Annotated in this window: 15 protein-coding genes; 3 read left to right on the forward strand and 12 right to left on the reverse strand. The window is 38.3% G+C overall.

Annotation, left to right across the window (positions count from 1 at the left end; translation table 11 throughout):
- Positions 1 to 140: 140 nt before the first annotated feature.
- From TEPIRE1_RS12500 to TEPIRE1_RS12515, 4 genes are all read right to left on the reverse strand, one after another.
- Complete coding sequence (locus TEPIRE1_RS12500; protein WP_013779517.1) at positions 141 to 1,358, reverse strand: IS110 family RNA-guided transposase; 1,218 nt, start codon at positions 1,356 to 1,358, stop codon at positions 141 to 143.
- A 497-nt stretch (positions 1,359 to 1,855) separates the two neighbouring features.
- Positions 1,856 to 3,241, reverse strand: coding sequence for an MATE family efflux transporter (locus TEPIRE1_RS12505; RefSeq protein ID WP_013779518.1), 1,386 nt, complete (start codon positions 3,239 to 3,241; stop codon positions 1,856 to 1,858).
- A 171-nt stretch (positions 3,242 to 3,412) separates the two neighbouring features.
- Positions 3,413 to 5,446, reverse strand: coding sequence for a helix-turn-helix domain-containing protein (locus tag TEPIRE1_RS12510; protein WP_013779519.1), 2,034 nt, complete (start codon positions 5,444 to 5,446; stop codon positions 3,413 to 3,415).
- A gap of 164 nt (positions 5,447 to 5,610) precedes the next feature.
- Positions 5,611 to 7,809 carry a DNA topoisomerase III gene (locus TEPIRE1_RS12515; RefSeq protein ID WP_013779520.1) on the reverse strand — a complete coding sequence of 733 codons (2,199 nt, stop codon included), beginning with the start codon at positions 7,807 to 7,809 and terminating at the stop codon, positions 5,611 to 5,613.
- A 316-nt stretch (positions 7,810 to 8,125) separates the two neighbouring features.
- Here TEPIRE1_RS12515 and TEPIRE1_RS12520 point away from each other — a divergent pair, with 316 nt between their 5' ends.
- Positions 8,126 to 8,644: a permease gene (locus tag TEPIRE1_RS12520; RefSeq protein WP_013779521.1), complete on the forward strand. Its 519-nt coding sequence runs from the start codon at positions 8,126 to 8,128 to the stop codon at positions 8,642 to 8,644.
- A 42-nt stretch (positions 8,645 to 8,686) separates the two neighbouring features.
- Here TEPIRE1_RS12520 and recQ read toward each other — a convergent pair whose 3' ends face one another.
- From recQ to TEPIRE1_RS12540, 4 genes are all read right to left on the reverse strand, one after another.
- Positions 8,687 to 10,876 carry a DNA helicase RecQ gene (recQ, locus tag TEPIRE1_RS12525; RefSeq protein ID WP_013779522.1) on the reverse strand — a complete coding sequence of 730 codons (2,190 nt, stop codon included), beginning with the start codon at positions 10,874 to 10,876 and terminating at the stop codon, positions 8,687 to 8,689.
- Positions 10,877 to 11,167: 291 nt separating this feature from the next.
- Positions 11,168 to 13,147 carry a [FeFe] hydrogenase, group A gene (locus tag TEPIRE1_RS12530; protein WP_013779523.1) on the reverse strand — a complete coding sequence of 660 codons (1,980 nt, stop codon included), beginning with the start codon at positions 13,145 to 13,147 and terminating at the stop codon, positions 11,168 to 11,170.
- 3 nt (positions 13,148 to 13,150) lie between these two features.
- Positions 13,151 to 15,028: an NADH-quinone oxidoreductase subunit NuoF gene (locus TEPIRE1_RS12535; RefSeq protein WP_013779524.1), complete on the reverse strand. Its 1,878-nt coding sequence runs from the start codon at positions 15,026 to 15,028 to the stop codon at positions 13,151 to 13,153.
- On the reverse strand, positions 15,012 to 15,515 hold the full coding sequence (locus TEPIRE1_RS12540; RefSeq protein WP_013779525.1) for an NADH-quinone oxidoreductase subunit NuoE family protein: 504 nt from the start codon (positions 15,513 to 15,515) through the stop codon (positions 15,012 to 15,014). The genes TEPIRE1_RS12535 and TEPIRE1_RS12540 overlap by 17 nt, the downstream gene beginning before the upstream one ends.
- A gap of 338 nt (positions 15,516 to 15,853) precedes the next feature.
- On the opposite strand from TEPIRE1_RS12540, the gene TEPIRE1_RS12545 reads away from it, so the two are divergent.
- Positions 15,854 to 16,228, forward strand: a complete 375-nt coding sequence (locus TEPIRE1_RS12545; RefSeq protein WP_013779526.1) for a LysM peptidoglycan-binding domain-containing protein — start codon at positions 15,854 to 15,856, stop codon at positions 16,226 to 16,228.
- 146 nt (positions 16,229 to 16,374) lie between these two features.
- On the opposite strand, the gene TEPIRE1_RS12550 is transcribed toward TEPIRE1_RS12545, so the two are convergent.
- From TEPIRE1_RS12550 to TEPIRE1_RS12565, 4 genes are read right to left on the reverse strand one after another with little or no spacing between them, the layout of a single operon-like run.
- Positions 16,375 to 20,862 carry a coiled-coil domain-containing protein gene (locus tag TEPIRE1_RS12550; RefSeq protein ID WP_013779527.1) on the reverse strand — a complete coding sequence of 1,496 codons (4,488 nt, stop codon included), beginning with the start codon at positions 20,860 to 20,862 and terminating at the stop codon, positions 16,375 to 16,377.
- Positions 20,825 to 21,601 carry a DUF6063 family protein gene (locus tag TEPIRE1_RS12555; RefSeq protein WP_013779528.1) on the reverse strand — a complete coding sequence of 259 codons (777 nt, stop codon included), beginning with the start codon at positions 21,599 to 21,601 and terminating at the stop codon, positions 20,825 to 20,827. Before TEPIRE1_RS12555 ends, TEPIRE1_RS12550 begins: the two co-directional genes overlap by 38 nt.
- A gap of 24 nt (positions 21,602 to 21,625) precedes the next feature.
- Entirely contained in the window at positions 21,626 to 23,125 is a 1,500-nt protein-coding gene (locus TEPIRE1_RS12560; protein ID WP_013779529.1) for a hypothetical protein, read from the reverse strand.
- A gap of 19 nt (positions 23,126 to 23,144) precedes the next feature.
- Entirely contained in the window at positions 23,145 to 24,212 is a 1,068-nt protein-coding gene (locus TEPIRE1_RS12565; protein WP_013779530.1) for a Wadjet anti-phage system protein JetD domain-containing protein, read from the reverse strand.
- Positions 24,213 to 24,741: 529 nt separating this feature from the next.
- On the opposite strand from TEPIRE1_RS12565, the gene TEPIRE1_RS12570 reads away from it, so the two are divergent.
- Entirely contained in the window at positions 24,742 to 25,917 is a 1,176-nt protein-coding gene (locus TEPIRE1_RS12570; protein ID WP_013779531.1) for an NEW3 domain-containing protein, read from the forward strand.
- Position 25,918: the final 1 nt, after the last annotated feature.

Genomic DNA, 25,918 nt, shown 5'->3' on the forward strand with positions numbered 1-25,918 from the left:
TCGTCTAAAAAGCTGCCAAACAATCTCGTTTTATGTCATTGTTATGAATATATACCTAAACAAAGACGCACTTAACTAAGGGTGGTTGATTAATCACCCTTCGACCAGCTCAAAGAGCAATGCCCAAAAAAAATTATATTTTAGGTAGCCACTGAAACGGGAAATGACACACCTAATTCTTGTAATTTTTTAAAGTAATAATTAGCTTTTTTCTCTTTATTGAACTTTGTATAATAATCGTTACCTAGATCCTTAAAAGGAACATTATCTTTTAACATGTGGTATATTGCAATGAGCATGGAATGGGCTACGGCAACAGTTGCTCTATTTGCCCCTCGCCGCACTACTAATCGCTGATATTGAGCATGGAAAAAACTATTTTTATCCTTTTGGGCAGATTTAGCACATTGAATGAGTGTGCTTTTTAAATATTTATTACCTTTGTTAGTTTTTCCACTTTTACGTTTACCAGCACTCTCATTATTACTAGGGCATAATCCTGACCATGAGGCAAGGTGAGCAGCAGTTGGAAATCGGCTCATATCAAGTCCTATCTCAGCAAGAATAACTTCAGCACTGCGCGTACCAATGCCTGATATTTCATCAATCTTTTTAATTGCATCTTCATAGCTTTTCATATAGCTATTTATGATGTTATCAAGATTGTTGATACGCTTAGTCATATCATCGATATGGTCTAGAATAGCGTTTACAAGTAGTTTTTGTACTGATGAAAAGACACCATCCATAGCTAGAAGGAGCTCCGACTTTTTTGATTGCATAGAGCTGTGAATTAAGTCGTCGATATTTTCTTGATTCACCTCTCCAACTAAAGCTTGCTCTATCAGCTTACGGCTACTTACACCGGTTAAGCTGGAAACGAAAGAACTTAGCTTTATATTAGCACCTTCTAAGGTTTTTTCCAGACGATTAAGTTCTCTTGAACGCTCTTCGATTAGATTTTTACGGTAGCGTACTATTTCACGAAGTTCGCGTTGTTCCTTATCAGGGATAAAACTACTCTTCAAAAGACCATGTTGTAAAAGATCTGCTATCCATTGAGCATCTTTGATATCAGTTTTACGCCCAGGGACAGTTTTCATGTGATGTGCATTAACAACCATCACATCAATGTTTAGTAATTCCAGAATGTTATAGATAGGTTTCCAATAAGCTCCCGTACTTTCCATGGCAACCATCTGACAATTGTTATCAAGGAGCCAATTACCAAGCTCTTTGATACTACAAGTTAATGTGTCAAACTTACGTACTTCTGCTTTTTTCCCGTTTCTAAAGCAGGCAACAATAAGTTTTTTGTGCACGTCAATCCCACAACAACGCTCATAAACAGTTTGCATAATAATACTCCTTGCTATTGTTATTATGGCGTTACCCCTGTCTTAATAGCTACATTGCTATACGTCTTTCAAAGACAATTCGTGGTTCTGCAACAGGAGTATTTTCAAATTCTGAGTCGACCTCATTGTGACAATGACACTCGAACTCATGCCATAACTAGAGTATACCAAGGAATAGCAATTAATATTCGTTTATTGTGGCGTGGAAACACGTGGGAATTCTGAATGAACTATGAACTAAGCAGTGTTTATATAATTCTGAATAAGGCAGGGTTCTAGCCTTCTAAATGGTAGGTTTCTGTCATGCCGAGTAAAGTAAAGCGACCTGTCATCTGAGTGTAGCAAAGCGAAACGAAGAATCTTAAAAGATAAGTGCAAAGAATCCTAAGAGCTGTTTTATAGAAGATCCTTCGCTGCCGCTCAGGATGACATGTTGGCATGCTAAGGATGACATAATTGTTTTGCTTTTTCAGAGTTTTCTCAGGCCCCTTTTGCACTTATGAATCTATTATAAGTCTTGCAGCTTCGGCTCTGTCTACATATTCATTTATATCCTCCTTGACTCGGCGGATGTATATAAATCCTGTAATTGCTGCAATGATATCGGTGGCCGGATAGGCTAACCAAGCACCAATTACGCTCCAATGTTTTACGAATATTAGCACTATCGGTATGAATAGCACAAGCTGTCTATAGATTGACAGGAGAAAGCTCATCTTGGCTTCGCCCATGGCCTGATAAACATATGTCGATATATAATACAGGCCAATGGTTGGGAAGATACTTATCATAATCCGATATGCGCGAGCGCACTCCTTCATTAATGCCTCATCTTTTACAAAACTGCCTATTATCGGCTCTGCAAACAACATCATTATAGCCCATAAGAATACGGAAGTAAGTATTACTACTTTTAGGGTTTTCCTTATAGTTTCCTTTAACCGTTTAAAATTTTTAGCACCATAATTAAAGGCGACCATTGGCTGCATAGCCGAAGCTATTCCGATTATATTCACATACATTAACATGGACACCTTCATAATCGTGCCTGATACGATTACGGCTCTATCTCCCCCATGGGCAAAAAGCACATTGTTAAGCACAACGGCCACTATGGCATCTGATATTTCTATGATAAATGTGGTAAAGCCTATAGCTATTATAGATTTTAATATTTCTATATCAATACTGAAATTATTTTTTAAATTAATAGACCGTGCAACCTTGTAGAAGTTATACATGGCAAAAGTACAGGCAGCAATCTGGGATACTACTGTTGCTATTGCAGCGCCTTTTACACCCATATTGTAATTAATGACAAGTATTGCATCTATTATTATGTTAAAGACTGCACCGAAGGATGTTGCATATAGTGTAACTTTAGGATTTCCTAAGGAATTGATGATATAACATGTGACAAAGGTCAGACCTTGGAAAATCCCGCCAATTAATATTATCGCAGTATAAGTTTTTGCCATCGGTAAAGTGACACTACTTGCTCCGCTTCTTAATAAAATAGGCTCCATAAAAATATATATAATAAGCGGCATTAAAGTCATGACAGCTACTGTGAGCATAATCGCATTTGTTATTGTAATTTTAAGGTTTTCATAATCTTTTTCGCCAAAGTATTTTGCAACTTTTGTGCAGGCACCTGCGGCTATCAAAAGCCCTGTAGATGACAGAAGCCTTTGGATGGGAAATGCTATGGTAAGTGCTCCTATGGCATTTGGACCTACATATCTGCCTACATAAAATGTATCTACCATTCCGTATAATTCAGAAACAAGTAAAGATATGATAGCCGGAAAAGCAAACCGAAGCAGGACCTTTTCAACTTTACCTTCTGCAAAAGCTTTGCTGTTTATCCCATTTGAATACACTCCTATTTTTATCTTTTATATAACACATCTGATACCTTATTATTGTATACTATCAGCTATGCGGTTTTCATTCACTTATTCAAGGAATAACAGGTATCGTTTTAAGGTGTTTGCAAAAAAGGCTTTTCCCGGGAAAAAGAAAAAACACCTTTGTTTAGGTGCTTTTGATAATCAGCTTGCATTAAATAATATTAAGATTGCTCCGTGGCCTCGAATTTTCAAATTAAAATGCTGAACTGGCTTCTTTTTTCTAAAGTCCATAGTTATTTTAGGAATCGACGACAGCTTTAAAAGCCTTAGCTCTTCATCAGTCAAATGGCAAGGCTCTCCCATAGCCTTCCATTGATTGTAGCTGCTATTTATGCTCTCACTTGCCTCGTATATAATTACACGATAGTTGCGCCAAAGGTTGGTAATGTTTAGCGAGAAATTCCTTTCGGCAATATCACGGCCCTTTCCGGGTGCTTTCATATCTTGGCCGTTTGTATATAAAAGTATCTGAAAATCCTCCCCCTTTGACGTAACAATATGGCTTTCTCCTTGGTCTATTATGGTATCACCCAGCTGCCCTAAAAAATAGTAGGCATAGTATGAAGGTTTCTTCAGCCCTTCCCAGTTTAGCAGCCCCTTATCGCCAAAAAACACCGTATTAGCAGGGTTTTTAGCTTCTTGTAGTTCATCAATAGCTTTGACTTTATAGGGCTCTTTGTTATTTACTATTTGCCGTATAATAAAGGGGAGCATATAAGCCGTATCATAAATGGGATTTACATCGTGTTCGTTTAGGCATGCCTCTTTTACAGTAAAATCCCATTCATCCCTTAAAATGCTGTAAAATATATTTTTAAACTCGTAAGGTGCATCTTTATCTATGGTGTATCTCCATTTGCCGATTTCATAAGTTCCGTATTCTTCCTGGAAATAATCCAGAAAATAAGTCAGCAACTCTTTATACCTTATCGGTGTAAAGCCTTGAAAATTAAAGACTACATCAGGCCGTAAATCCATGGACATTAACGTATCCATAACTTTTTTCAGCTTTTTAAGATTTATAATGCCCTCAGAGTTAATTCCCATTTCCTGTGAAAATACTTCTTTTATACTGCCGTAGTCAAAACCAATTTCGTGCTGAATTGTCCTTAAAGAATCACAAACTTCTTTTTCTAAAATACTACAAGCCCTTGGAAGAATAATGGTATCCTTGTAATCGTGGATAAATTCTCCGAGGTTTTTATATACATCTACATTAATTTTAACTATTCTTTCTTCATAGTTGTACCTCTCATAATTTTCCAGGTAAGGTGACATGTATTTTAGTGCCGCACTCAAATCGTAAGATGTTATTTGCTTTGCCTGCTGAAACTTGTCTTCATCCAACTTATATTTCTTGCGGTACTGTAATGGGGTCATTTTGTAATGGCGCTTGAAATGCTTATTATAATACCTGGTATGAGAAAAACCCACTTCCTCAGATATTTCGGAAATAGTCATATCTGTATCAAGCAGCAGTTTCACCGATTCTTCAGCCCGCGTCAAGTTTACAAAATCCTGAAAGCTTATTCCCAGGGCATTTTTAATCTCATTTGAAAGATACTGTGCACTTAGGAATTCCTTCTTTGCGATATCCTGCAAAGATATTTTATTATTATAGTTGTTGAATATATACTTGGCTATCCTGTGATAGCGCTGAAGCTGTTCAATATTATCTTTTAAATCCCTGTTTTCATATATCAAATAGTGAAACTCGTTTATAAGTAAATACAAAAGCTCCACAAGGGTTTCCCTTACATATACATCATAATCCTCGCCCTTTTGCACCGCTTCGCAGAGTATGACGGAAAGATATTTTTTAAAAATCTCATAGTTTTCACCGACCTGGGATTCTCCTTCAAAAGAACAGTCAGTATAGAAATACATATTTTTTATATCTTCATAATACCTTTGAAAGAAATTCGGGTCTATATGCAGCATTAGTACAAGGTTTGATTTGTCTGCAAATATCCTATGTGCTTCATCCAAATTTATTATTTCAATTTCATTTTCAATAAGCCTGTAAGTATCCGACTCAATGGTTACGTTTATACTGCCCTTTAAAACCATGAGAATTTCTATGGATTGGTGCCAGTGTATGGGATATTCCCTTATATCCAACAGTTGAATATTAACAGGTATGCTTCCCGTGTACGATATGTGTTCCCTGCGCATGTGCATACTCCTTGCAAGTCTTAGTTTGCTCTGATACCTTTATTATACCACATTGACATTGTAACAGCTAAGCTTAGGTAAAGTCCCAAACATAGTTAGACCCCAGGATTTCCCGGATATTAAAGCTGAGATTATATATGAAGGAAATCTTGATACTTTAAAATCTAAAGTTTGAGCTTGGCTAGAGCATCAGCCAATTCGGTATTAATGGGCTTATCTTCGTCCTTTTTCTGTTTTTGCAGATATTTTGCTACATCTCTTTTTGAAACCTTATTATTGCCTTCGCTTGCCTTTCTTTCATTAAAAGCCGAAAGTTTTTCTCTATAACCACAGTTGCATATAAAGATTTGACCTTCCCCTTCCCCATGTAGCTCCAGTCTTTTATGACAATTGGGGCACCTGGCATTGGTTACTTTGCTCAGCTTCTCTCTGTATCCGCATTCTCGGTCTTGGCAGATAAGCATCTTGCCCTTTTTACCATTGACCTCCAGCATGTATTTCCCGCATTGGGGGCATTTGCTTCGGGTGAGATTGTCATGTCTGAACTTGTCTTCGCTGTTTTTAATGTCTTGAACTGCTCTTTTAGCATAATTTTTCATATCATTTACAAAAGTATCTTTTTTAAGGGCACCTTGGGCAATGGCACTTAGTTTTTGTTCCCACTGAGCAGTCAGAGCGGGAGACTTGAGTTCCTCAGGAACTAGGTCCAATAGCTGCCGACCCTTGGAGGTAATAAAGATATCTTTACCTCTTTTTTCAATCAAGAAACTGTTAAAGAGCTTTTCTATGATATCGGCCCGTGTGGCAACGGTCCCTATACCTCCCGTTTCACCAATTACCTTAATCAAATCCTTGTTGTCTTTGGGCATGTATTTTACCGGGTTTTCCATGGCCGCAAGCAAAGTTCCTTCATTTAATGGAGCCGGTGGCCTTGTTCGTCCTTGAGTTTGAAAAATAGAAGTTATCTTTAGGATGTCACCTTTACTCATGGTAGGTAGTATTTGCTCAAAAATTCCATCATTTAAGTTCTCATCTTCCGAGGATTCATCGTCAAAGCCTTCATAAACCTCTTTCCATCCTAAAGCTATAACAGTTTTCCCTTTGGCGATGAATATCTCTGTACCGATTTTAGCTTTTATGGTGGTTTGCTCATACTCAAAAGGTGGATACATTGCCGCTAAAAAGCGTTTTACCACGAGATCATATATTTTTCTTTCATTCTCGCTTAAGGAATCCAAAAAAGCCGGCTGTTCAGTAGGTATGATAGCATGGTGATCAGTTACTTTTCCGTTATCCACAAAGCTTTTGTTGCCTTTTATGGGTCGTTTAATCTTAAAAGCCGCCGTCCTGTAAGGCCCGACTCCGCAGGCTTTAACCCGGTCCTCCAGCGTAGCCACTATATCTGTTGTGATAAACCTGGAGTCAGTCCTGGGATATGTCAGCAGCTTGTGGTTTTCGTATAGTCTTTGCATTATAGATAGGGTTTCCTTTGCGGAAAACCCGAAAATTTTATTTGCATCCCTTTGAAGCTGCGTCAAATCGTATAACTGTGGTGCAAAACTTTTTTTCAGCGTTTTAGTTACATCAATTACCTCAGCATTTTTACCTCTCAGAGATGCCAGGATTCTATCAATTTTACCCTTATCAAAGGTCCTTATATCTCTTGTTTGGCTATCCTGCCATACCAGTTTCAAATTGCCCACGGTAGCAGTTATGCCGTAAAAATCCCTAGGCTTAAAGTTCTGAATTTCTTCTTCCCTCTTTGCAATCATTGCCAATGTCGGTGTTTGTACTCTCCCACAGGATAACTGTGCATTGTGCTTACAAGTCAAAGCCCGGGTGGCATTGATACCCACCAGCCAATCGGCTTCGGCTCGGGCCACTGCCGATGCATAAAGATTTTCATATTGTTTGCCGTCTTTTAAATTATTGAATCCATCTCTTATGGCTTTATCGGTCACCGATGAAATCCACAAGCGTTTAATGGGCTTTTTGACATTGGCCATTTTTATTATCCATCTTGCCACCAGTTCGCCTTCCCGCCCTGCATCAGTGGCTATAACGATACTATTCACATCGTTTCTGTTCATTTGTTCTTTAACTATATTAAATTGCCTTCTGCTCTGCTTGATAATCTCCAGCTTCAAATCCTTGGGCAGTATAGGCAAATCCTCCATCCGCCAAGATTTATACCTATTGCCGTAGGCTTCAGGTTCGGCCAAAGTAACCAGATGGCCTAAAGCCCAAGTTATGATATACTTTTGCCCTTCAAGATAACCATTTCCGTTTTTCCCGCAATTCATAACCCTGGCTATGTCCCTTGCTACCGATGGCTTTTCAGCTAATACCAGTGTTTTACTCACAAATCTCAACCTTCCGCTTCCCCTCGTCGGGGATGATTATTAATTTTAACAGCATAACTAACCTTTTTTTATTATATCATAAAAGGCGAGATATAAGCGGTTGGTCGATGACCGCCCATACTATATAATTGATGATAGATTTTTTTGATAATTCGTGCTAGTATTATAGTAACTAACATATATATGTTAGTTACTATAAACCTGTTAGTTATAACAAAATTTGGGTCAATTGCTTATGCTGCATTTGAAAACTATGTATCACAACTAAAAGTTGTTTTACAATTTGTCGTTAAAAAACAAGGGAGGGAAAGGAGAATTGTTAAGTAAGATATTTGATTCTACCACTTTGGGTTTTATGGCGGCTGCAATCATATTATTTATTATTGTATGGATTAAAGATGCATCATTGGCCGTATCTGCTTCAAAAGACGGTTTAACCCTTTTTGTAAGATATGCAGTGCTTATTATTTCCTCTATGCTCATTGCCGCCTATATTCAGGTACTGATTCCTAAAGACCTGATAACTTCATATCTTGGCGGCGCTTCCGGTTTTAAAGGCATATTTTTAGGAAGCCTTATAGGCGGTCTGACTCCCGGCTCTCCATATGCCGCACTGCCGTTTTTTGCCGGCATCATGCGTATGGGAGCAAGTGTGCCTACGACTGTGGCCATGGTATGTGCATGGGGTCTCTGGTCCATTGGCCGTATTCCTTTAGAGGCCGCTGTCATGGGCGCGAAGTTTACTATGATTCAGGTAATAAGCAGTTTTATTCTTCCGATTCTCGCCGGTCTAGTGGCATGGTTCCTCGAGACTATACCGTGGTTTATGACTTGACCAATTACATCTGTTGCAGAAGATGTGCTGCACATTTATGCCCTATAAATGCTTGCAAATCACCAATCGTATATCTGAATAACTAATTTCTTCCGGCAAAGCCTCTTTAATAGGTTTTAGTTTTTCCGCACCTACTTTCTCAATTGCATTTAAAATCTGTTTCTCTTTTTCCGAATCGATGAACCTTGACCAGTCAACGATTTTACCTTCTTGTTGACATCTTTCCAAATGGTTTATTATGGTATTTTCAGTAAGGTTTCTTTGTTGTGCTATTTCTTTCAGCGACAATCCTTTAAGATAACAGTTGTAGGTCAGTTCATAGCGGCCAGTTTTAGTATTATCCTCTTGCAACTCACCTGGTAAGCTGTCAATCATGGTGTTATTTGCTATCTGTCTCCTAAGCTCATTGACATCTAACCCCTCTGTTTGGATATATTCATTTATCAGGCAAACAAACTCCTCTCCATAGCTTTCATACTTTTTCTGGCCGACACCCTTTATTTTGAAGAATTCTTCCCGGTTTCGCGGCATGAATGCAGCCATTTCCCTTAAACTCGAGTCATGAAAAATTATATATGTTGGCAGGTTTTTCTCCTGGGCTATGGTTTGCCTTAAGTTTTTTAGCCGCTTGAAAAGTTCTTTGTCAAAATTATTGTTTATTCGCTCTGCAAAGAGCCTTTTTTCTTTTGACAAATTCGCTTTTTGAAGTAAATCTTTTTTATGAAAGAATTTTGTCTTACCATGTAATATTTCCCAGGAAATATCGGTGAGCTTTAGGATGGGAAACTTATCGGCAGTCATATGGATATATCCGTTTGATACTAAAGCCATTATCATTTCTTTTATGGCATCACTGCTGTACTCTTGCATGATTTTATATGTAGAAATTTTATCCAGACCATATTCAATTACCCTCTTGCTTTTCGAACCTCGCAAAACCTGCACAACAGTATTGACACCATAGTTCTGATTCACTCTGTATATGCATGATAATATTTTTTGTGCTTCTGTTGTAATATCAACCCTTTCCGATTGGTCCAAGCAGTTGCCGCAATTTTTACAGTTTTTCTGCTGTGCATCTTCACCGAAATAGACTAATATTTTATTTCTGAGACAATCATCAGTATGACAATAGTCTACCAAATACTGGAGATTTTGGTACATAGCAGTTTCCCGCTCAGGAGAAAGATTTTCACTTTGTATTATAATCTTTTGTTTTACGATGTCTGCCGGAGAATACATTAAAATGCAGTCGCTTTTCTCCCCATCGCGGCCCGCTCTGCCCGCTTCCTGGTAATAAGCCTCCATATTTTTAGGCATATTATAGTGAATCACAAACCTTATATCAGGTTTGTCTATTCCCATTCCAAAAGCATTTGTGGCTGCGATTATCCTAACCTTGTCCAGCATGAAATTATCTTGATTTTCTTGCCTTGCCTCTGAGCTCATACCGCCGTGATATCCAACAACTGAAATGTCATAATCTTGGAGTTTCTTTACTAGAGATTCTACGGTCTTTCTGGTAGCGCAATATACTATCCCGGATTCATTGGTATAATTGTTTTTCAAGTAGTTCAGCAAATATGAAAACTTATTGCTGGGTTTTACAACCTGATAAAACAGATTAGGCCTGTCAAACCCTGTTATGACCTCAAGGGGATTTTTTAGGCCTATTAAATTCTTTATTTCTTCAATAATTTCCTTGGTAGCCGTAGCTGTAAAAGCAGCTACCACTGGTCGAGGATAAAGTGAATTTATGAATTTGGGGATTTCAAGATAGCTGGGTCTAAAATCATGACCCCATTGACTTATACAATGTGCCTCATCAATGGCTACCAGTGAGATTTTCATATCCTTTGCCAAATTTAAAAACAAATTGGTGTTTAAGCGTTCCGGCGCTACATATATTAATTTGTACTTGCCATTTCGTATTTCATTAAGCCTTGTGATAAATTCATCATAATCTAAGGTACTGTTTATAAAAGTTCCCGCTAAGCCCATTTCATTCAAAGAATCTACCTGGTCCTTCATCAGAGAAATAAGCGGTGATACAACTATAGTTACACCTTCTAACATAGTTGCCGGCAGTTGATAACACAGGGATTTACCTCCCCCTGTGGGCATTATCCCCAAAACATCCCTGCCTGCAAGTATTGCATTTACCACCTTTTCCTGGCCTTTTTTAAAATTATCATATCCAAAATACGTCTTTAATGTTTCATATATACCCATAAGTTCACCTCATAACTTCGTCCTAATTGATATTGTATCAGAGTATATATTATTGTTTCAATATACTTGAACGCTTATCGGTCAGCTTGCCGGTGATACTGCCTTCATAAATCCGTTTGAAGATTATATCAAGCAATATAATATGGGATACTGCCTCTAAAAACAGTATCCCATTCCATTTTAAATGAATTTTTACATAGATTCCGCTTACCCTCTGCTGCAAAATATTTGATTTTATTCTGTTTTATAATTTTTCTTCTTATGTCAGTACTCTTAAAATCAAGTTTTTAATTACTGCACTGCAGTTTGTTTCAAAATTTCATTAATTACTTTTTCAACTGTGGCTTCTCCAATCAGCACATCATCGACCATAACGCATGGGCTTTGTGTGCAATTTTCGAAACAGAATGTTGCAGCAAGTTCTACTTTATCCTTAAAATCTTCTTGACTCAATTTATCCTTTAGGGTTGAAAAAAGGTCATAGGCACCTGACAGATAGCAGCATGTGCCCACACACACTTTTACAACTCTTTTTTTAGCAGTATTCAATTGCCCTTCAAAAAAGCATATACTTTCATTAATTCTTTTTCGATTTGTATAGGCTGTGTGGAGCATTGCATGAGCTTTAGCACTTCCCGGCTCACCGAGATTGTCTTTATATAGGTCTTTTATTACTGGGTTTTCTATGGGAGATTTAAGCTGCATAAGTTTTTCATGTCCAAAGAGACCTTGTTTTCGGCTTTTTCTTATATTATTGCTGTTCGGCTGAGGTTGACCGCCGCCTCCTATACATCCGCCAGAACATGCCATTACTTCTATCAAGTCATAGTATTTATTCCCGGCTCTTAAATCTTCAAGAAGCTTTTTTGCATTACCTAATCCCGAAACTGTTGCAACTTTAATTTTTCTTGCATTATAATCTATTTCAGCTGTTTTTATGTTTGGGTTATCCTTATCTGCTTTAAAATCAGGTTCTTTTCCGATTACCCTCATTACGGCAGTTGCCACACCTTTGCTGCCGCCAAAGATAACTCCGCCTCCCGTAGCAAAGCCAAGAGGCATGTCAAAGGGCATCTCTTCCACCTCATCGAAGACTACTCCGGCTTCCCTTATCATTCTTGCAAGCTCCTGTGTGGTAAGCACTGCATCAACATCCGGAATACCATTCTTGAAAAATTCTTCCCGTTTAGCTTCAGACTTTTTCGCCGTACATGGCATTATAGAAACTACGAATATATTTTCAGAGTCTGTGCCCATGGCTTTGGCATAAATGCCCTTCATCAGTGAGCCAAACATTTGTTGAGGAGATCTGCAGGTAGAAATGTTGTCCTTATACTGCGGATAGTGCAGCTCCACATATTTTACCCACGCAGGACAGCATGATGTAAATTGAGGCAAACGTTGGTTTTTAGAAATCCTTTCTAGGAATTCACAGGATTCTTCTATTGCAGTAACATCTGCTGCAAAACAAGTATCAAAAACCTTATCAAATCCTATTTTTTTCAAAGCACCTACGACTTTTCCGGTTGCAGGGGTACCGGGTTTTAAGCCGAATTCTTCTCCAAGGGAAACTCTTACAGCCGGAGCAATCTGAGCTACTACTGTTTTTTGTGGGTCGTAAAGGGCAGACCACACCTTTTCCATATGTGATGCTATTGTCAGCGCTCCTGTCGGACAAACTGCCGCACATTGGCCGCAATCCACGCAATTGACTTCGGAAATATTCTTGTTAAAAGGCGGCACAACCTTGGCATTGCTGCCTCTATATGCAAAACCCAGCACACCTACACCTTGCACTTCTTCGCACATTCTAACACAATCTCCACATAAGATGCACTTGTTTGGATCTCTTACTATAGCAGGGCTTGAATCATCTATAGGCAGCCTACCGTTTTTCTGTCCAAATCGGATTTCCCCAATTCCTAAAATGTTTGCCAATTCCTGTAGGCGGCAGTTGCCGCTCTTTACACAGGTTGTGCACTCTCTATCGTGGTTTGCCAGCAAAAGCTCTAAAGTAACCCTTCTCTGACGTATTAGCCTTTCTGTATGAGTCCTGATAGACATTCCGGGGCGAGGCGGGGTTGAGCATGCTGCCATTATTCTGCCGTTATCATCTTCTACCAGGCACATCCTGCATGCACCATATACCGAAAGCTCTGAATGATAGCAGAAAGTTGGAAGCTCAATGCCAGCTTTTCGTATTACTTCCAAGAGATTGGCTTCATCAGTAAACGACACTTGTTTTCCGTTTATTTTCATAGTCTTTTCCATGGCTTATTCCTCCCTTATGGCATCAAAGGGGCATGCATCTATACATGCAAGACACCGCAAGCATCGAGTAATGTCAATTTTATGAGGTTCCCTCGTTTTGCCTTCAATAGCCGATGCAGGACATATTTTCCTGCATTTTCCGCAGCCGCGGCATTTATCCGGGTCAATGGCAAGTTGACCAAGGCCTTTACATACCTTTGAGGGGCATCTTTTTTCAACTACATGTGCCATATATTCATCTTTAAAATATTTCATCGTTGTCAATACCGGGTTAGGCGCAGTCTTCCCAAGACCGCACAAGGAACCGATTTTTACTACTTCGGCAAGCTCCTCTAAAAGTTGTAAGTCTTTTATATTCGCATTACCTGACACTATCTTTTCTAAAATCTCCAGCATCCTTTTTGTTCCTTCTCGACATGGCACACATTTGCCGCAGGATTCTCTTTGGGTAAAATCCATAAAAAACCGGGCCACTTCCACCATACAGCTATCCTCATCTAAAACTACCAAACCGCCTGAACCCACCATAGCACCGGCAGCCTCCAGAGAATCAAAGTCCATAGAAATATCAAGATGCTCTTCGGTCAAACATCCGCCTGAAGGGCCTCCAATCTGAACCGCCTTAAACTTCTTGCCGTTTCTTATACCTGCACCTATATCAAATATTATTTGGCGAAGTGTAATACCCATAGGCACTTCAATTAAGCCCGTGTTGTTTATATTGCCTGTCAATGCAAATATTTTCGTTCCGGGGCTTCCGGGAGTACCTATGGACAGATACCAATCAGCTCCGTTAGATATTATAAGAGGTACATTTGCAAAGGTTTCTACATTGTTTAAAACCGTAGGTTTCCCAAAAAGGCCCTTTTCAACAGTGCGAGGCGGTCTGGGTCGAGGCATTCCTCTAAAGCCTTCAATAGACTGAGTAAGCGCCGAACCCTCACCACATACAAACGCACCTGCTCCCTTGTTGATATGAATATCAAAATCAAAATTGCTGCCTAATATGTTTTTCCCGAGAAATCCCCATTCATGTGCTTGTTGTATGGCCACCTGCAGTCTTTTAACCGCCAGAGGATATTCACCTCTTACATATATGTAGCCTTCCCTGGCTCCAGATGCATATCCTGCTATTATCATGCCTTCCAGCATCTGATGAGGATCACCTTCCATTACACTGCGATCCATGAAGGCTCCGGGATCTCCTTCATCTCCATTGCACACCACATACTTTATATCCGCATCCTGCATAAGAACCTGTTTCCACTTTTTCCCTGTCGGAAACCCTGCTCCACCGCGCCCTCTAAGTCCGGATTTTAAAATCTCATCACAGACCTCTTCAGGTGTCATTTTCATTAACACCTTTGCAAGTGCTTTATAACCGCCACATACAATATAATCTCTTATGTCCTCGGCATCAATTTTGCCGCAGTTTTTCAGCACAAGGCGCGTTTGACGGCGATAAAAAGGAATTTCCTCTTCTTTTAGAAACTCTTTTTTCTCGGCAGAGTCTTTAAACAAAAGCCGCTTAACAGGTTGCTTTCTCAAGACTGTGCTTTCAACAATCTCCTCAACATCCTCGGCCTTTACCTTTACATATAAATAGCCTTCAGGTTCAATTCTAACAAGAGGGCCCATTTCACAAAATCCGTGGCAGCCGCTAGAAGATATGCCGACTCCTTCTTTCCCTTCTTGAATTAGCTTTAGATCAGTATAAAGCCCCTTCTTGTGTAAAATTTCTTTGAACTTTTCGTAGACATCTAGTGAACCGTTAGCAATACACCCGGTCCCTCCGCATACAAGAATACGCATGTGGTAGCCTTGCACCATTTTGCTCAACTCATCATATTTCCCTTGCAACTCATCAACTGTCCTGATCATTGCAGCTTACCTCCTTTATATCATTAATCAGCTGCCTTACCTTCTCAGGTGTCATATTGCCATATACCTTGTCGTTTATAACAATCACAGGTGCTAGACCACATGCTCCCAAGCACGAAACAGTCTCAAGCGTAAAGAGCATATCATCGGTCGTTTTTGCATCACCTTTTAAATTCAGTATTTCTTTGGTAGTAGATAGGATTTTATCCGAATTTCGCACATGACATGCCGTTCCATCGCAGACCTTTATCAGATTTTTCCCTTTTGGCTCCAGTGAAAAGCTTTCATAAAAAGTAGCAACGCCAAATATTCTAGATGGCGCTATTCTCATAGCAGTGGAAATGTAAACAAGAATTTCTTCCGGCAAATAGCGATAAATCTCCTGCACTTCCTGAAATATGCTTATAAGATTTGACGGTTTATAATCATATTTTTCAAGAATCTCGTTTACCTTTTCAAAGTTTCTGCATGAAATATCATTTACCAAATTTAAGTCCTCCTTTATCACGGTATTTTGAAATCCAATGCATATGTGATTGTTAATACTTTCACAAATAAGAGCAAAAAATAAAGCCGTAAAATATTGGTTACCCGTGTCTTTTATCTTTGATAGATATTATATTTTATTGTTAAATATTTGTCAATATATATTATACTTTATTTTTCTCAAAAAACGAAATAAAATCATATGCGTTATGGACTGTATAATAAAAATGCCGGCAAAGCAATGTTCCCCCAGGTTAATGCAAAGTCAATTTAATTAGTGTAAACTTTTTGAGCCAATTGAATAATATACTATTAAAGTATAAAAAGGAGGATGGTGGTATGATAATATATATTGTACAATCCGGCGACACTCTCAGCATGATAGCAAATCGATTCAATGTTACCGTCCAAAAAATTATAGAAAACAATTGGGTCGGAACTGATATGATGATTGTTCCGGGGCAAATTCTCTTCATCCCCAGAGACCAGTATGCATGTGATGCAGAAGATGCTATGGATCCTCTATCAATGCTAAAACCTTATATTAAACAGGAAGTCCTTTATGTTGTGCAGCGCGGAGATACCCTAACCGCTATTTCACGAAGGTTTGACAGTACAGTAGACGCCGTTGTAAAAGCCAACAACTTAGAAGGCCCCAGTGCCACAATATATACCGGCCAAGTTCTCAGAATTCCAATTATCGGGTTTCGGTAAAATTAACTACCCCCTCATCTTATAGAAATATAACTATTTATTTAGATGAGGGGGTGATTCTTTTATATTAGGCCGGCCAAGCTTTTAAATTATGCAAGCAGGCACTTGTCTTGGTCATTTTTACAACAGCAGTAATTCCTTTTTTATTATATCTTATTTACTCGTCCGCCGTGAACCACCCGCCCGGTGACTGTTCCTGACTTTCCAGAATCTTCATCGCCTATGTCCAATGCCCAAAACACAGGAAAACGCTCACTTATTTCGGCTTTTATTATCTCCGGGGCAGCAAAGGCTATAATTTGGAAGTTTAATTTGTCGGCAATCTCAAAGATGGGATCTAAGACATGATTCCCTGATGCACTACCAAAGGGATTGTCCAGTATGAGCACTGTCCAGGGATTGTTATTCCCAAAATGGCGTTTTTTGTAATTCATCAGCATCATTATTACAAATGTGCTAATTGATAAGGTTTGCCCTCCGCTGCCTTCGGGCTGATCGCCTTCCCCTTTGTTTATGGCTTCCCATGTGGTGTAGTAGTAGTCATGGGGTTTGGCATATCGGAATTCATTTTTCTCAGTCATTTTATAGACCATAAGTGTAGGATATCTGCCTCGAACAGAGCGAGAAAATATAGCCTGATCACCCATCATCTTTTCAATTATTTCATCTTCTATATCGTCTATATCTTCATATTCTTTCATAACCTCGGCTATTGATTCAACGAAGTAATCTCTTAATGTGTAAAAGACATCTTCTTCATTCTTGGGGAGCTCTTCCTCTTCCTTAAGTTTCAGTAAAGGAAAGACATAGCCGTTTTCATTGACATAGTTCATGCCCGCCACCATTTCCTTTAAAGATTCCACCATTGCCAAGGCATGTCTTGAGGCCCGTTCTGCCCAAGTGTTCCGAATTTCTTCAGCCTTAGATTTGTCTGAAGATATGCTGTTTATTTCCTTTTGAAAATGGTCCTTCATGGTGTAAAAAGAAACTAAGTTGCTGTCATACATTTCAATTTGTGTATCTTGAAGGCTGCTGAGTATCAAGTTCTTAAGTATATCGTCCTTTATCTCTTTCTTTACTATATCTATAAACTCTTGAAAGTTTTGACCTGCCTGCTGATGATTTTGCAGCAACTGGTCTTTTGATCTTTTGAATTTATCCTCCCACAAATCCAGTTCCCGACGGGAATTTTCACGAATTTTTATCATTAACTCTTCACTAATTTTGCCTTTTTTAAAATCCAGCTCACTATATATCTTTATGTCGGAAATAACATCTTTAATATTATTTCTGTCTTGTTCTCTTGCAGCTATTATATCTTCGGTCTCAAGGAGAAAACTCTTATTATCTTTTAAACCCTTGTTTATAAGATATTCTTTTTCATCAAGGTCAGCATCGGCCCATATTTGGGTAGGTTTGCCATATTCCTCTTTTATTTGCCTTTGAATTTTTGCTAATTGTTTCTGAGCCTCTTCTATTTTGGTTTCAACCTTTACAAGCGTCTTCGACAATTGAGCAAGTGTTTCGCCGGCTTTCTCAAGTTCAACTTCTATAAAATCCTTCTTTAAGGACAGACTGTCCGCTGTGCCCTCAATGGGTTCATATTCCTGCCAGTTTTTATCAATCTGCTTCAGATCATTTTCTACATCGGCCAGTTTTTGTTGAACAAGTTCGATATCTTTGTTAATTAAGCTAATATCATTATTTCGAATCTCCATGTCTTTTGAAAGGCTCTCCCACCTGGAAATATCCAATGTAAAATCTTCGTCAATTAGTGAATATACAGGTTCTGAAGTGCTTTCCACAATTTTAGTTTTAAATCCGGTTTCCACAAACTTTGCATCGCTGATAATAGCTTTTATTTCTTTTAATTGACTTTCAACTTGTATTTTCCATGTTACATGATTTTGAACATCTTTATCTTTCAGCCTTCGATACTCGTTAATCTGTTCTTCTAAACGTTCACACCGAAGATTTATGGCTTTTAGTTTTTCTTCTACTTCAGTAATTTCCTTTTCCCTGACCCTTATCTGCTGCAAGCGCCCTATGAATTCGGAGAGAATATCAATTTTTTTTGCGGTATCTTGATTTTGTTTCTTGCAGTTATCTAATCTGCAGCCGATTTTTTTCAGGTCTTCCTGCAGTGTGCTGATAGTTTCTTTAAGTTTGATATCATCAAATTTTAGTTTTTCAAGTTCTTCTTCCTTCTCCTTAAGCTTTATATATAGTGCTTCTGAGCTTTCTTTATCTTGCTGAAACTTTATATCTTTCATCAAATCCTGTAGTTTATGGATATTTTGGCTTACGACCTGTAATGCATCTTTTAATTTTCCATCTCGGTCTAAGATATTATTTTTCCACTTGACATATGCTGATGGATTTAAAACCAGTTCCAATTCATCGCCGGCAATGATTTCAAAAGCGTATTTACCTTTGCCTTGCATTGCTGAACGAATATATATAGGAACAGATGAACGTAAAAATATATTTTCTTTGAGATTTTCCTTTAAAAGCTCCCAATCCTGTAAATTTGCTATTACAATACCATGGATAATGGAGGGGAAGTCCTCAATAAGACGGTGTTTATCATCATCTCCAAGGGAGCTTAAAAACTCCGTACCCAATTGGGCATTGATTCCCAAGCCTTTGATTCTATTTTTTATCGAGAGAATATCATTGTTCGGCACCCAATAATCTTCTTGGTTTAAACTTTTGTCGATATTGTTTTCCCATAGACTCTGCTTAAGTTGGTCAAGCTTTATTTCTTTTTCCTGAATTAGTTTTTCTAAATCATATAACCTGTCTTTTAACCAACTATCTCGGTATGTTTCATTAAGTGCATCCAAATTCAGCTCATTTGCAATCCTAAGTTTTAAGGAATCTTCTTGGCCTTTTAGCTTAGCAATTTCCGCCTCTATTTTGTCAATTTCAGATTGCATATATTTTATGTCTTTTTCTTTGCCGTTTTGATGAATTCGACAATCATATATCTTTTGGTTAATATTATCCATGTCTTTCTCTAGTTTTTCTATTTCAGTCTTTTCAGCCTTGTCTTGCCCTTTTAGCTCCTCTCTCAGCATCTCCGGTAAAATCATTCTCACTGGATCAAATATCCGAGAAAGCTCCTCTCGTTTATTTTCCAGAGCATTTCTGTCGCTTTGGAATTGAATTATTTTAAGTTTTTCATCATTAGCCGCTGTGTCCTCTCTCTTTTTATCTCTTGCAAGTTCATTTATTTTGCCGTCCAAATAGGCCTCATAAGATAAATGATCCCTGCTTATTTTAGACCAGCGGTTTATGGTATTTTCCCATTTACTTCGGATATTAATTTCTAGGGTTTGTATCTTTTCTTCGGTATCTTTGAGATTTAAATCTTTTATGAGCTGCTCTCTTTTATTTATATGGGATTGTTTTTCATCTTCCAATTTACTCATTTTTAGCAGCAACTCGCTGATTCCGTAGCGCTTTATGTCAATTTTAAGTTCTTCGATTTTATCTTTTATCTCATTAATTGAGGCATCCAGTGCCAGTTTCTGGCTGTTTAATTGTTCAACTCTCCGGTATTCTCGGGCATATTCCAGGTTATCCTTTTCATATTCTAACTCCCTTATCTGAGCCTGGGTTTTCTCCCTTTCATCTTTCCATTTTAAAATATCGTTTTCAATAGTAGTCAGTCGATTGTTAAGTCCGGCATACAGGTTATTTCCTTCTTGAATGGAATTGTTTAAAATCCTTTGTCGCCGCAACCCTATTTCTGTCAGTTGTATCAATGGTTCTATATAGGTTAGCAGTTTTCTGTAATCTTGCTCCCGCTCTATAAGTACAGGCAAATTTTTAGTGATACTTAAATTACTTTTGAATATTCCTTTTAAACTGTCTTGGTCCCCTTCGGAAAAATTTCTCATATTCTCAGTTATGGCAGGGATTATAAATTTGTCAAATACCGTTTTATTGTCAGCAGCACGAGAAAAATAATTCCCCGAGCCCCCTTCCTGTCTATTGATTAGCTTTAATACTTCCCACTCTGAACGATGTATTCCTTGACTTTTAAGATAATTATAGTAATCCGAATCTAATCTCCTAACGGAGCTTTTGGAGTATTTTATAAAATATCTTTGATACTTGTTTATAAATTGTTCAAACTCATTATATTCAGTAACTTTACCGGTTCTTGAATCATAAGCGGGAATGTTATCCAAGGTAAAGATGTCATTTTTATCATGTTCGTATGTATATAAAAAATAGTTGAGACCTGCCCGTTCTTCGGCCTCATCATCATCGTTCAAATTTTGTCTTACGGCAGTGACACATATACCGGTAATCAGCCATTTTTCCGGTATGGTATCCAGTTTCCACTCTATCATTACATGGAAGGTGTAGGGGCGGAACCGGTTTTTCTGATCATAAAACATGCCGGTAATCTTGTTGCCTCCCTGTTTGCCCCATCGAGTCTCAGGCAAAACGATTTGAGATAGAAGTTGCATAAATACGCCCTTTCCTCCCTGATTTTTTAGAGTAAATAGAGTGTGATCCGGCTCACCGTCCCTTGTCAAATCATATACTGAATTCTCATGATATTTTCTAAAACCATCATATTTACAGCCCGTTATCCTGATTCCGGTTATTCTCGGCATCGGTGATTCCCTCCTCGGTTCTTTGAATCAAGTCCATTATCTCTTTATATCGATCCCGTTGATGATATAAATAATTTAGTCTCTCATACAACTCAATTTTAGGTATTATCTTTAATTCATTGACATTATTAATGATTAGTTTCTGATCGGCTAACGGACGCATGGCTTCATATATGAAACCAAGACGAGTGTTTTTATTCCTCTGCACATCCACATCACCGGTTTTTGATTCCTTGTACATGGAAAAATCATTATTCCAAATATCGTAAATCTCCTCAACGGCGATTCCCCATTCCTCGGCAAAACCGTCTTCTTCATCCAACCGGGTTTTCCAGGAGTCAAGCACCTTTGTCACCTGTTCCTCCAGTTTATAATAAGTCACTCCTTCCTCTTCCCACCTCACCCGTATATCATTTTCCTTATCTATTTCCGCAAGGTAAATACAAATAATTATATTGGCAAGATAGAAGTGTTTTTTTCTGTCGAGTTTGTATTTGCTTTTCATATGTGTATACGAAGTGGCAAAAATCGAATCACGGGCTTGGCTTACAATATGCAAGTTCTCCCTGGTGTCTAAAATCCTTAGCCCGGCTCCTTGAGCCATAGCTTTTACAACTTCCCTTATTTCAGGTTCCTCCATATAGGAATATACCCGGGCATCAGTCAGTGGCAATATTCTATTTTCAAGCAATGAAAAAAACACCTCAGAACCTTTTTGTAAATGCTCATGAGTAATCAAGGCAAGCTCTCCTCCCTAACTTTATTATTCTAAGTTTGATTTACTGGGCAAAAGTTTAATCTTATAGGGTGAAACATAAAGTTCTTCCCATCTCAGAGGTTTTTTATCCTCTTCATTGACGCTTGATATCCTCCGGCCTATCAGCTTTTTATATTTCGGATTTTTATCACATAATCGCCGAAACAGCTCCAGCCTGTCATCATTTGTTTCTTGTTCTTCAAGCTTTAGCTCTACTTCTGTCACTACAAACATCATAAAAAGCTCAATATTTTTCTTTTGCATAAGCCATTTTTGTTTTTTAAAACTATCTATATCCTGTAACTCTGTTATGGAAAATTCATTATTTTTCATAAGTTCATCGAATATGTCTTCCCACAGCTCTACAATTATCTCCCAATCTGCGGATTTTGGCTGCCAGGTTTCTTCTTCGCCAAAATCCTCATATATCTCTTCATCGCCCTCTGTTTTTTTGATTTTTTGCTCTTCCCAGGCCCAATCTAATGGATATATGAAATCCACCTCGGGAGAAAACAGTGGATTCAAAAGACTTTCTAATACATCAAAATTGGCCAACCCTTTTTTATCAATTATATTTTGCCAGATATCTTTTTTAAAAGTTAAATTAGAAGTCTTCCAAAAACTATCCGGATACTTAACCCGGATTTCTACTTCAAATGCCATATTTTCCACTACAAGTTTTGCAAGTACATCGTGAAGCGCTCTAGCTACTTCCAGGCTTTCAAATACCTGCTCTGCCTCTGCTCTGGCCTCAGCAGGAAAAGAGTTGAGCCGATTCTTCCATGAAAACATATCTTCAAATACCTTCTTCTCATCTTCAAACTGCCTCTTTATTTCATCTTCACTCTTTCGTCGCCTGTTTTTACTATCCATAAATATTATTTGAGGATTTCTAAGCACATCCTGTCGGTAATCCTTTTCCCGCCGTATAAGAGTTCTTACCCTGGCAATTAAATTACTGACACTGTTTTGAGCTTTATTAAAATTCCCGGATTTTATTAATTGCAGAGTATAGAACTGCTCAATGTCAAACCCAAATTCCTCCAATATTTCCCTGGTTATAAATATAATTTCCTGGGCTTCTTCAGTCAGCATATATACGGTAGAACCGCCCTTTTCCCATTGACTATGCTCCCTGTCGGGTTTTAGGTAGCGAAATTTATATAGCTCATGGGTTCTGGTTTCTTCATCAAAGATATAACAGGAAAAAGGATCCTGCCTATTCGGATCCTTATACCATAAAACTCCGTCTACCAGCCGTTCCACCACCTCTTTTGAGGCCACAAAATCCATCTCTCTTAATATTTCTTCGGTCATATAGATTAAATCCTGTCTGGTTCTGTTTGGATTCTCTGTTATTTCCCGGCGAAAGACTTTCAAAAGGAGAAATAGACAAATCTCATGAGCATAATCGTTTAAATCTCCTACATCCATACCGGTTCCAAGCATCCTAATGGCTTGGGTCTTTTTTAATCGATCTTTTAATCCCTTTTCTACCCTATCCATTTTTGTTCTCCCTGAAATTTTATGTATTAGTTGGTTGCCTTAGATATTCATAAGTAATAAACTCCTGTGGAATTCTCCGATTTGCATACCACAGCCTTTTTAGATGTTTCACCGTTTCATGATAATTATTTTCAGTAAACTCACTTATAACAAAATTTAAGTTTTCAATATTCATATTCTGGGCTTTTTTAATTGGATAAGATTTTCCAAAATCTAACAAATTTTTATAGGCATCTAATTGAAGTGAAATATTTACGGAAGGATATGTTTCTTTTAAGGATTTGTAAATCATATAACCTTCCGGGTCAATATCCCCAAAATAAAAGACCTTTAAGTCGCCGATATCGGCAATCTCACGGATGAAAGCAAAGCTGCTTATTATATCCTTGCCTTGACCGTAAATTATAGCGTCGGGAATAATGCCGAACAGGTCATATCCCTTTGCCGCAGCCCTTTTAAAAGTAAAGAATGTGGAATGATTTTCCAAAATAATTGCGGTTTTAATCTGCCTTACGCCCCTGTTCCAATATACAAACATCTGGCCGTATTTTTTCATTTTAAGGTCTTCATAAGACAGCTTTAATCTTTTGATTACTCCGTTATCCGGTTCTTCTTTTGGGTCTAAAAACTTCTCATTATCAAAAAGCTCCAAACATCTTTCCTCACAACTTGCCCACTCTCGCCAGTCTCTGTTTTGCAAAAACTCATATATTCGTAAAATAAATTGCCATTCTCTGTCAGTTTGCAGCCTCGGATATTTAATATATGTACTAAGGTCCAATAAATCGGACAGTCTTAGGATGTCTTCACTCTTCCATCTTGGAGTAATCACATCTTCTGTAACGTACCATCGAAGTTTCAATGGCGGATATTTGCCATTGTATCCCACGGTTTTCATTGGTTTTATATATCCTTCTTGCAGGAGTCTTTCTAAACCCTCATATAGGCCATGATAGCCGCCCTTTTTATGGTAGGCAGAGAATCCTCCTGATTTTTCCAACAAAAACTTTTCAAGATCATTTAAATAAAAACTTTTCCGATTTTTTTGTTTGTAGTCATTCAAAAAGACTTTTATAAGATTGTACATAATTTCCCTTCCCAAATTTCATGGTTATAAAATGATTTTCTCATAATTTAGTAACAATCTTCTTTATCTATAATTGCATACTGCTTTTATTTACATATAACTTTATCACATACTTTTTTCACCACAGCATTTACCCAAGCCTCACTTTCTTTTTCTTGAAGCTTTTCTTTTTAGGCATATACGAATTATTTGCCTCTTTTGACAAAGCTCAAATATCATAGTCTCCTTAATGATAACTAAACAAAGAGCTTATTAAATGTATTATACCATGTAAAGTATTTTTATAGCATAAGGCCGGGTTTATTTGGCAAACTTATTTTTATTCCTCTAATTGTCTGGCTATAGTCCACTCGCAAGAAGTTTTTACCTTAGCAGAAGACATGGCTTGTTATCCGAAACATATCTGTGTGGCACTCTTATGCAGCTTTATAAAATTGTAACAAAATCCTCACAGTTTTTTCAAAATTTTATTTTAAAATATTAATTGAGAAATATTAATTAAAAATATTAATAAGGAAGGTGATGAGGTTTGTTAAAGCAACTTGAATTTAAGGGCTTAAGCTCGAGGAAAGTAAAAAAATTAGCAGTAATATTTTTTATCTTATGCTTTATTTTATGTGAAACAGCTTATGCTGCAAATGCTTTAGTTCTTTATACTCCATATCCGGGGATTTCGGCTCAACCGGGCAGTAATATAACATTCCCTCTCACAGTAAAGGGCTCGGGATTCGTAGACCTTGAAGTAACTTCCGTGCCTTCCGGATGGACAGCCGGAATTTATGGCAACGGTATGAGAATACACCGGGTCTATGTGCCTTCAGATGATGCCGCAGAGGCAGAGCTTAGAGTCAAAATTCCATCAGATGCAAAAAGCGGCAGTTATAGCTTGTCGGTTAAAGCTTCTGGAGCCGGCGGAACTGCTAACCTTCCTTTGAGTATTAGAATCGATGACGATGCAGGCGGCGCCGACAAGATAGAAGTTCAGTATCCTTCGCTTTCGGGACCGGATACGGCAAGTTTCAGTTTTAGGGGCACATTGTACAATAACAGCGGTCGCCCCAGATTTTACAGTCTCGGTGCCGATGCTCCCGAGGGCTGGCAGGTATCCTTTAAGCCGGCGTATCAAAGCAATCAAATTACAAGTCTTAGTTTAGAGGCCGGCAAGTCTCAAGACCTTGACATAATTGTACAACCTCCAAAAGGAGTTAAGGCAGGCAAATATACTATAACGGCAGCGGCGGTCTATGGCAGCGAGGTTGCCAAGGCAGAGCTGGAGGTAGTAATTTCCGGAACATATCGTCTCGAACTGTCTACGCCGTCGGGTCGATTAAATCAGGACTTAACTGCCGGTAAAAAGGGTGCACTAACTCTCGAACTCGAAAACAGTGGAAGTGCCAACCTACAAGGAATAAATCTTTCTGCAACGGCACCGTCCGGCTGGACCGTAACCTTTGAGCCAAATACCATTGAGATGCTAAAGAGTGGAGAAAAGAAACAGGTTACCGCCTTTATTACTCCCAGTGCCAAGGCCATTGCAGGAGACTATATGGTTACGATAAATGCTACAGCTGCCGAAACATCTGACAGTGCAGATATTAGGACAACTATTCATACCTCTACGCTCTGGGGTTTGGTAGGGGTTGTAATAATCATAGGAGTAGTGGCCTGGGTAGTTACAACCTTTAGGAAATACGGGCGGCGATAAC

Origin of the sequence: Tepidanaerobacter acetatoxydans Re1 (assembly GCF_000328765.2) — a bacterium.
Lineage (GTDB): Bacteria > Bacillota > Thermosediminibacteria > Thermosediminibacterales > Tepidanaerobacteraceae > Tepidanaerobacter > Tepidanaerobacter acetatoxydans.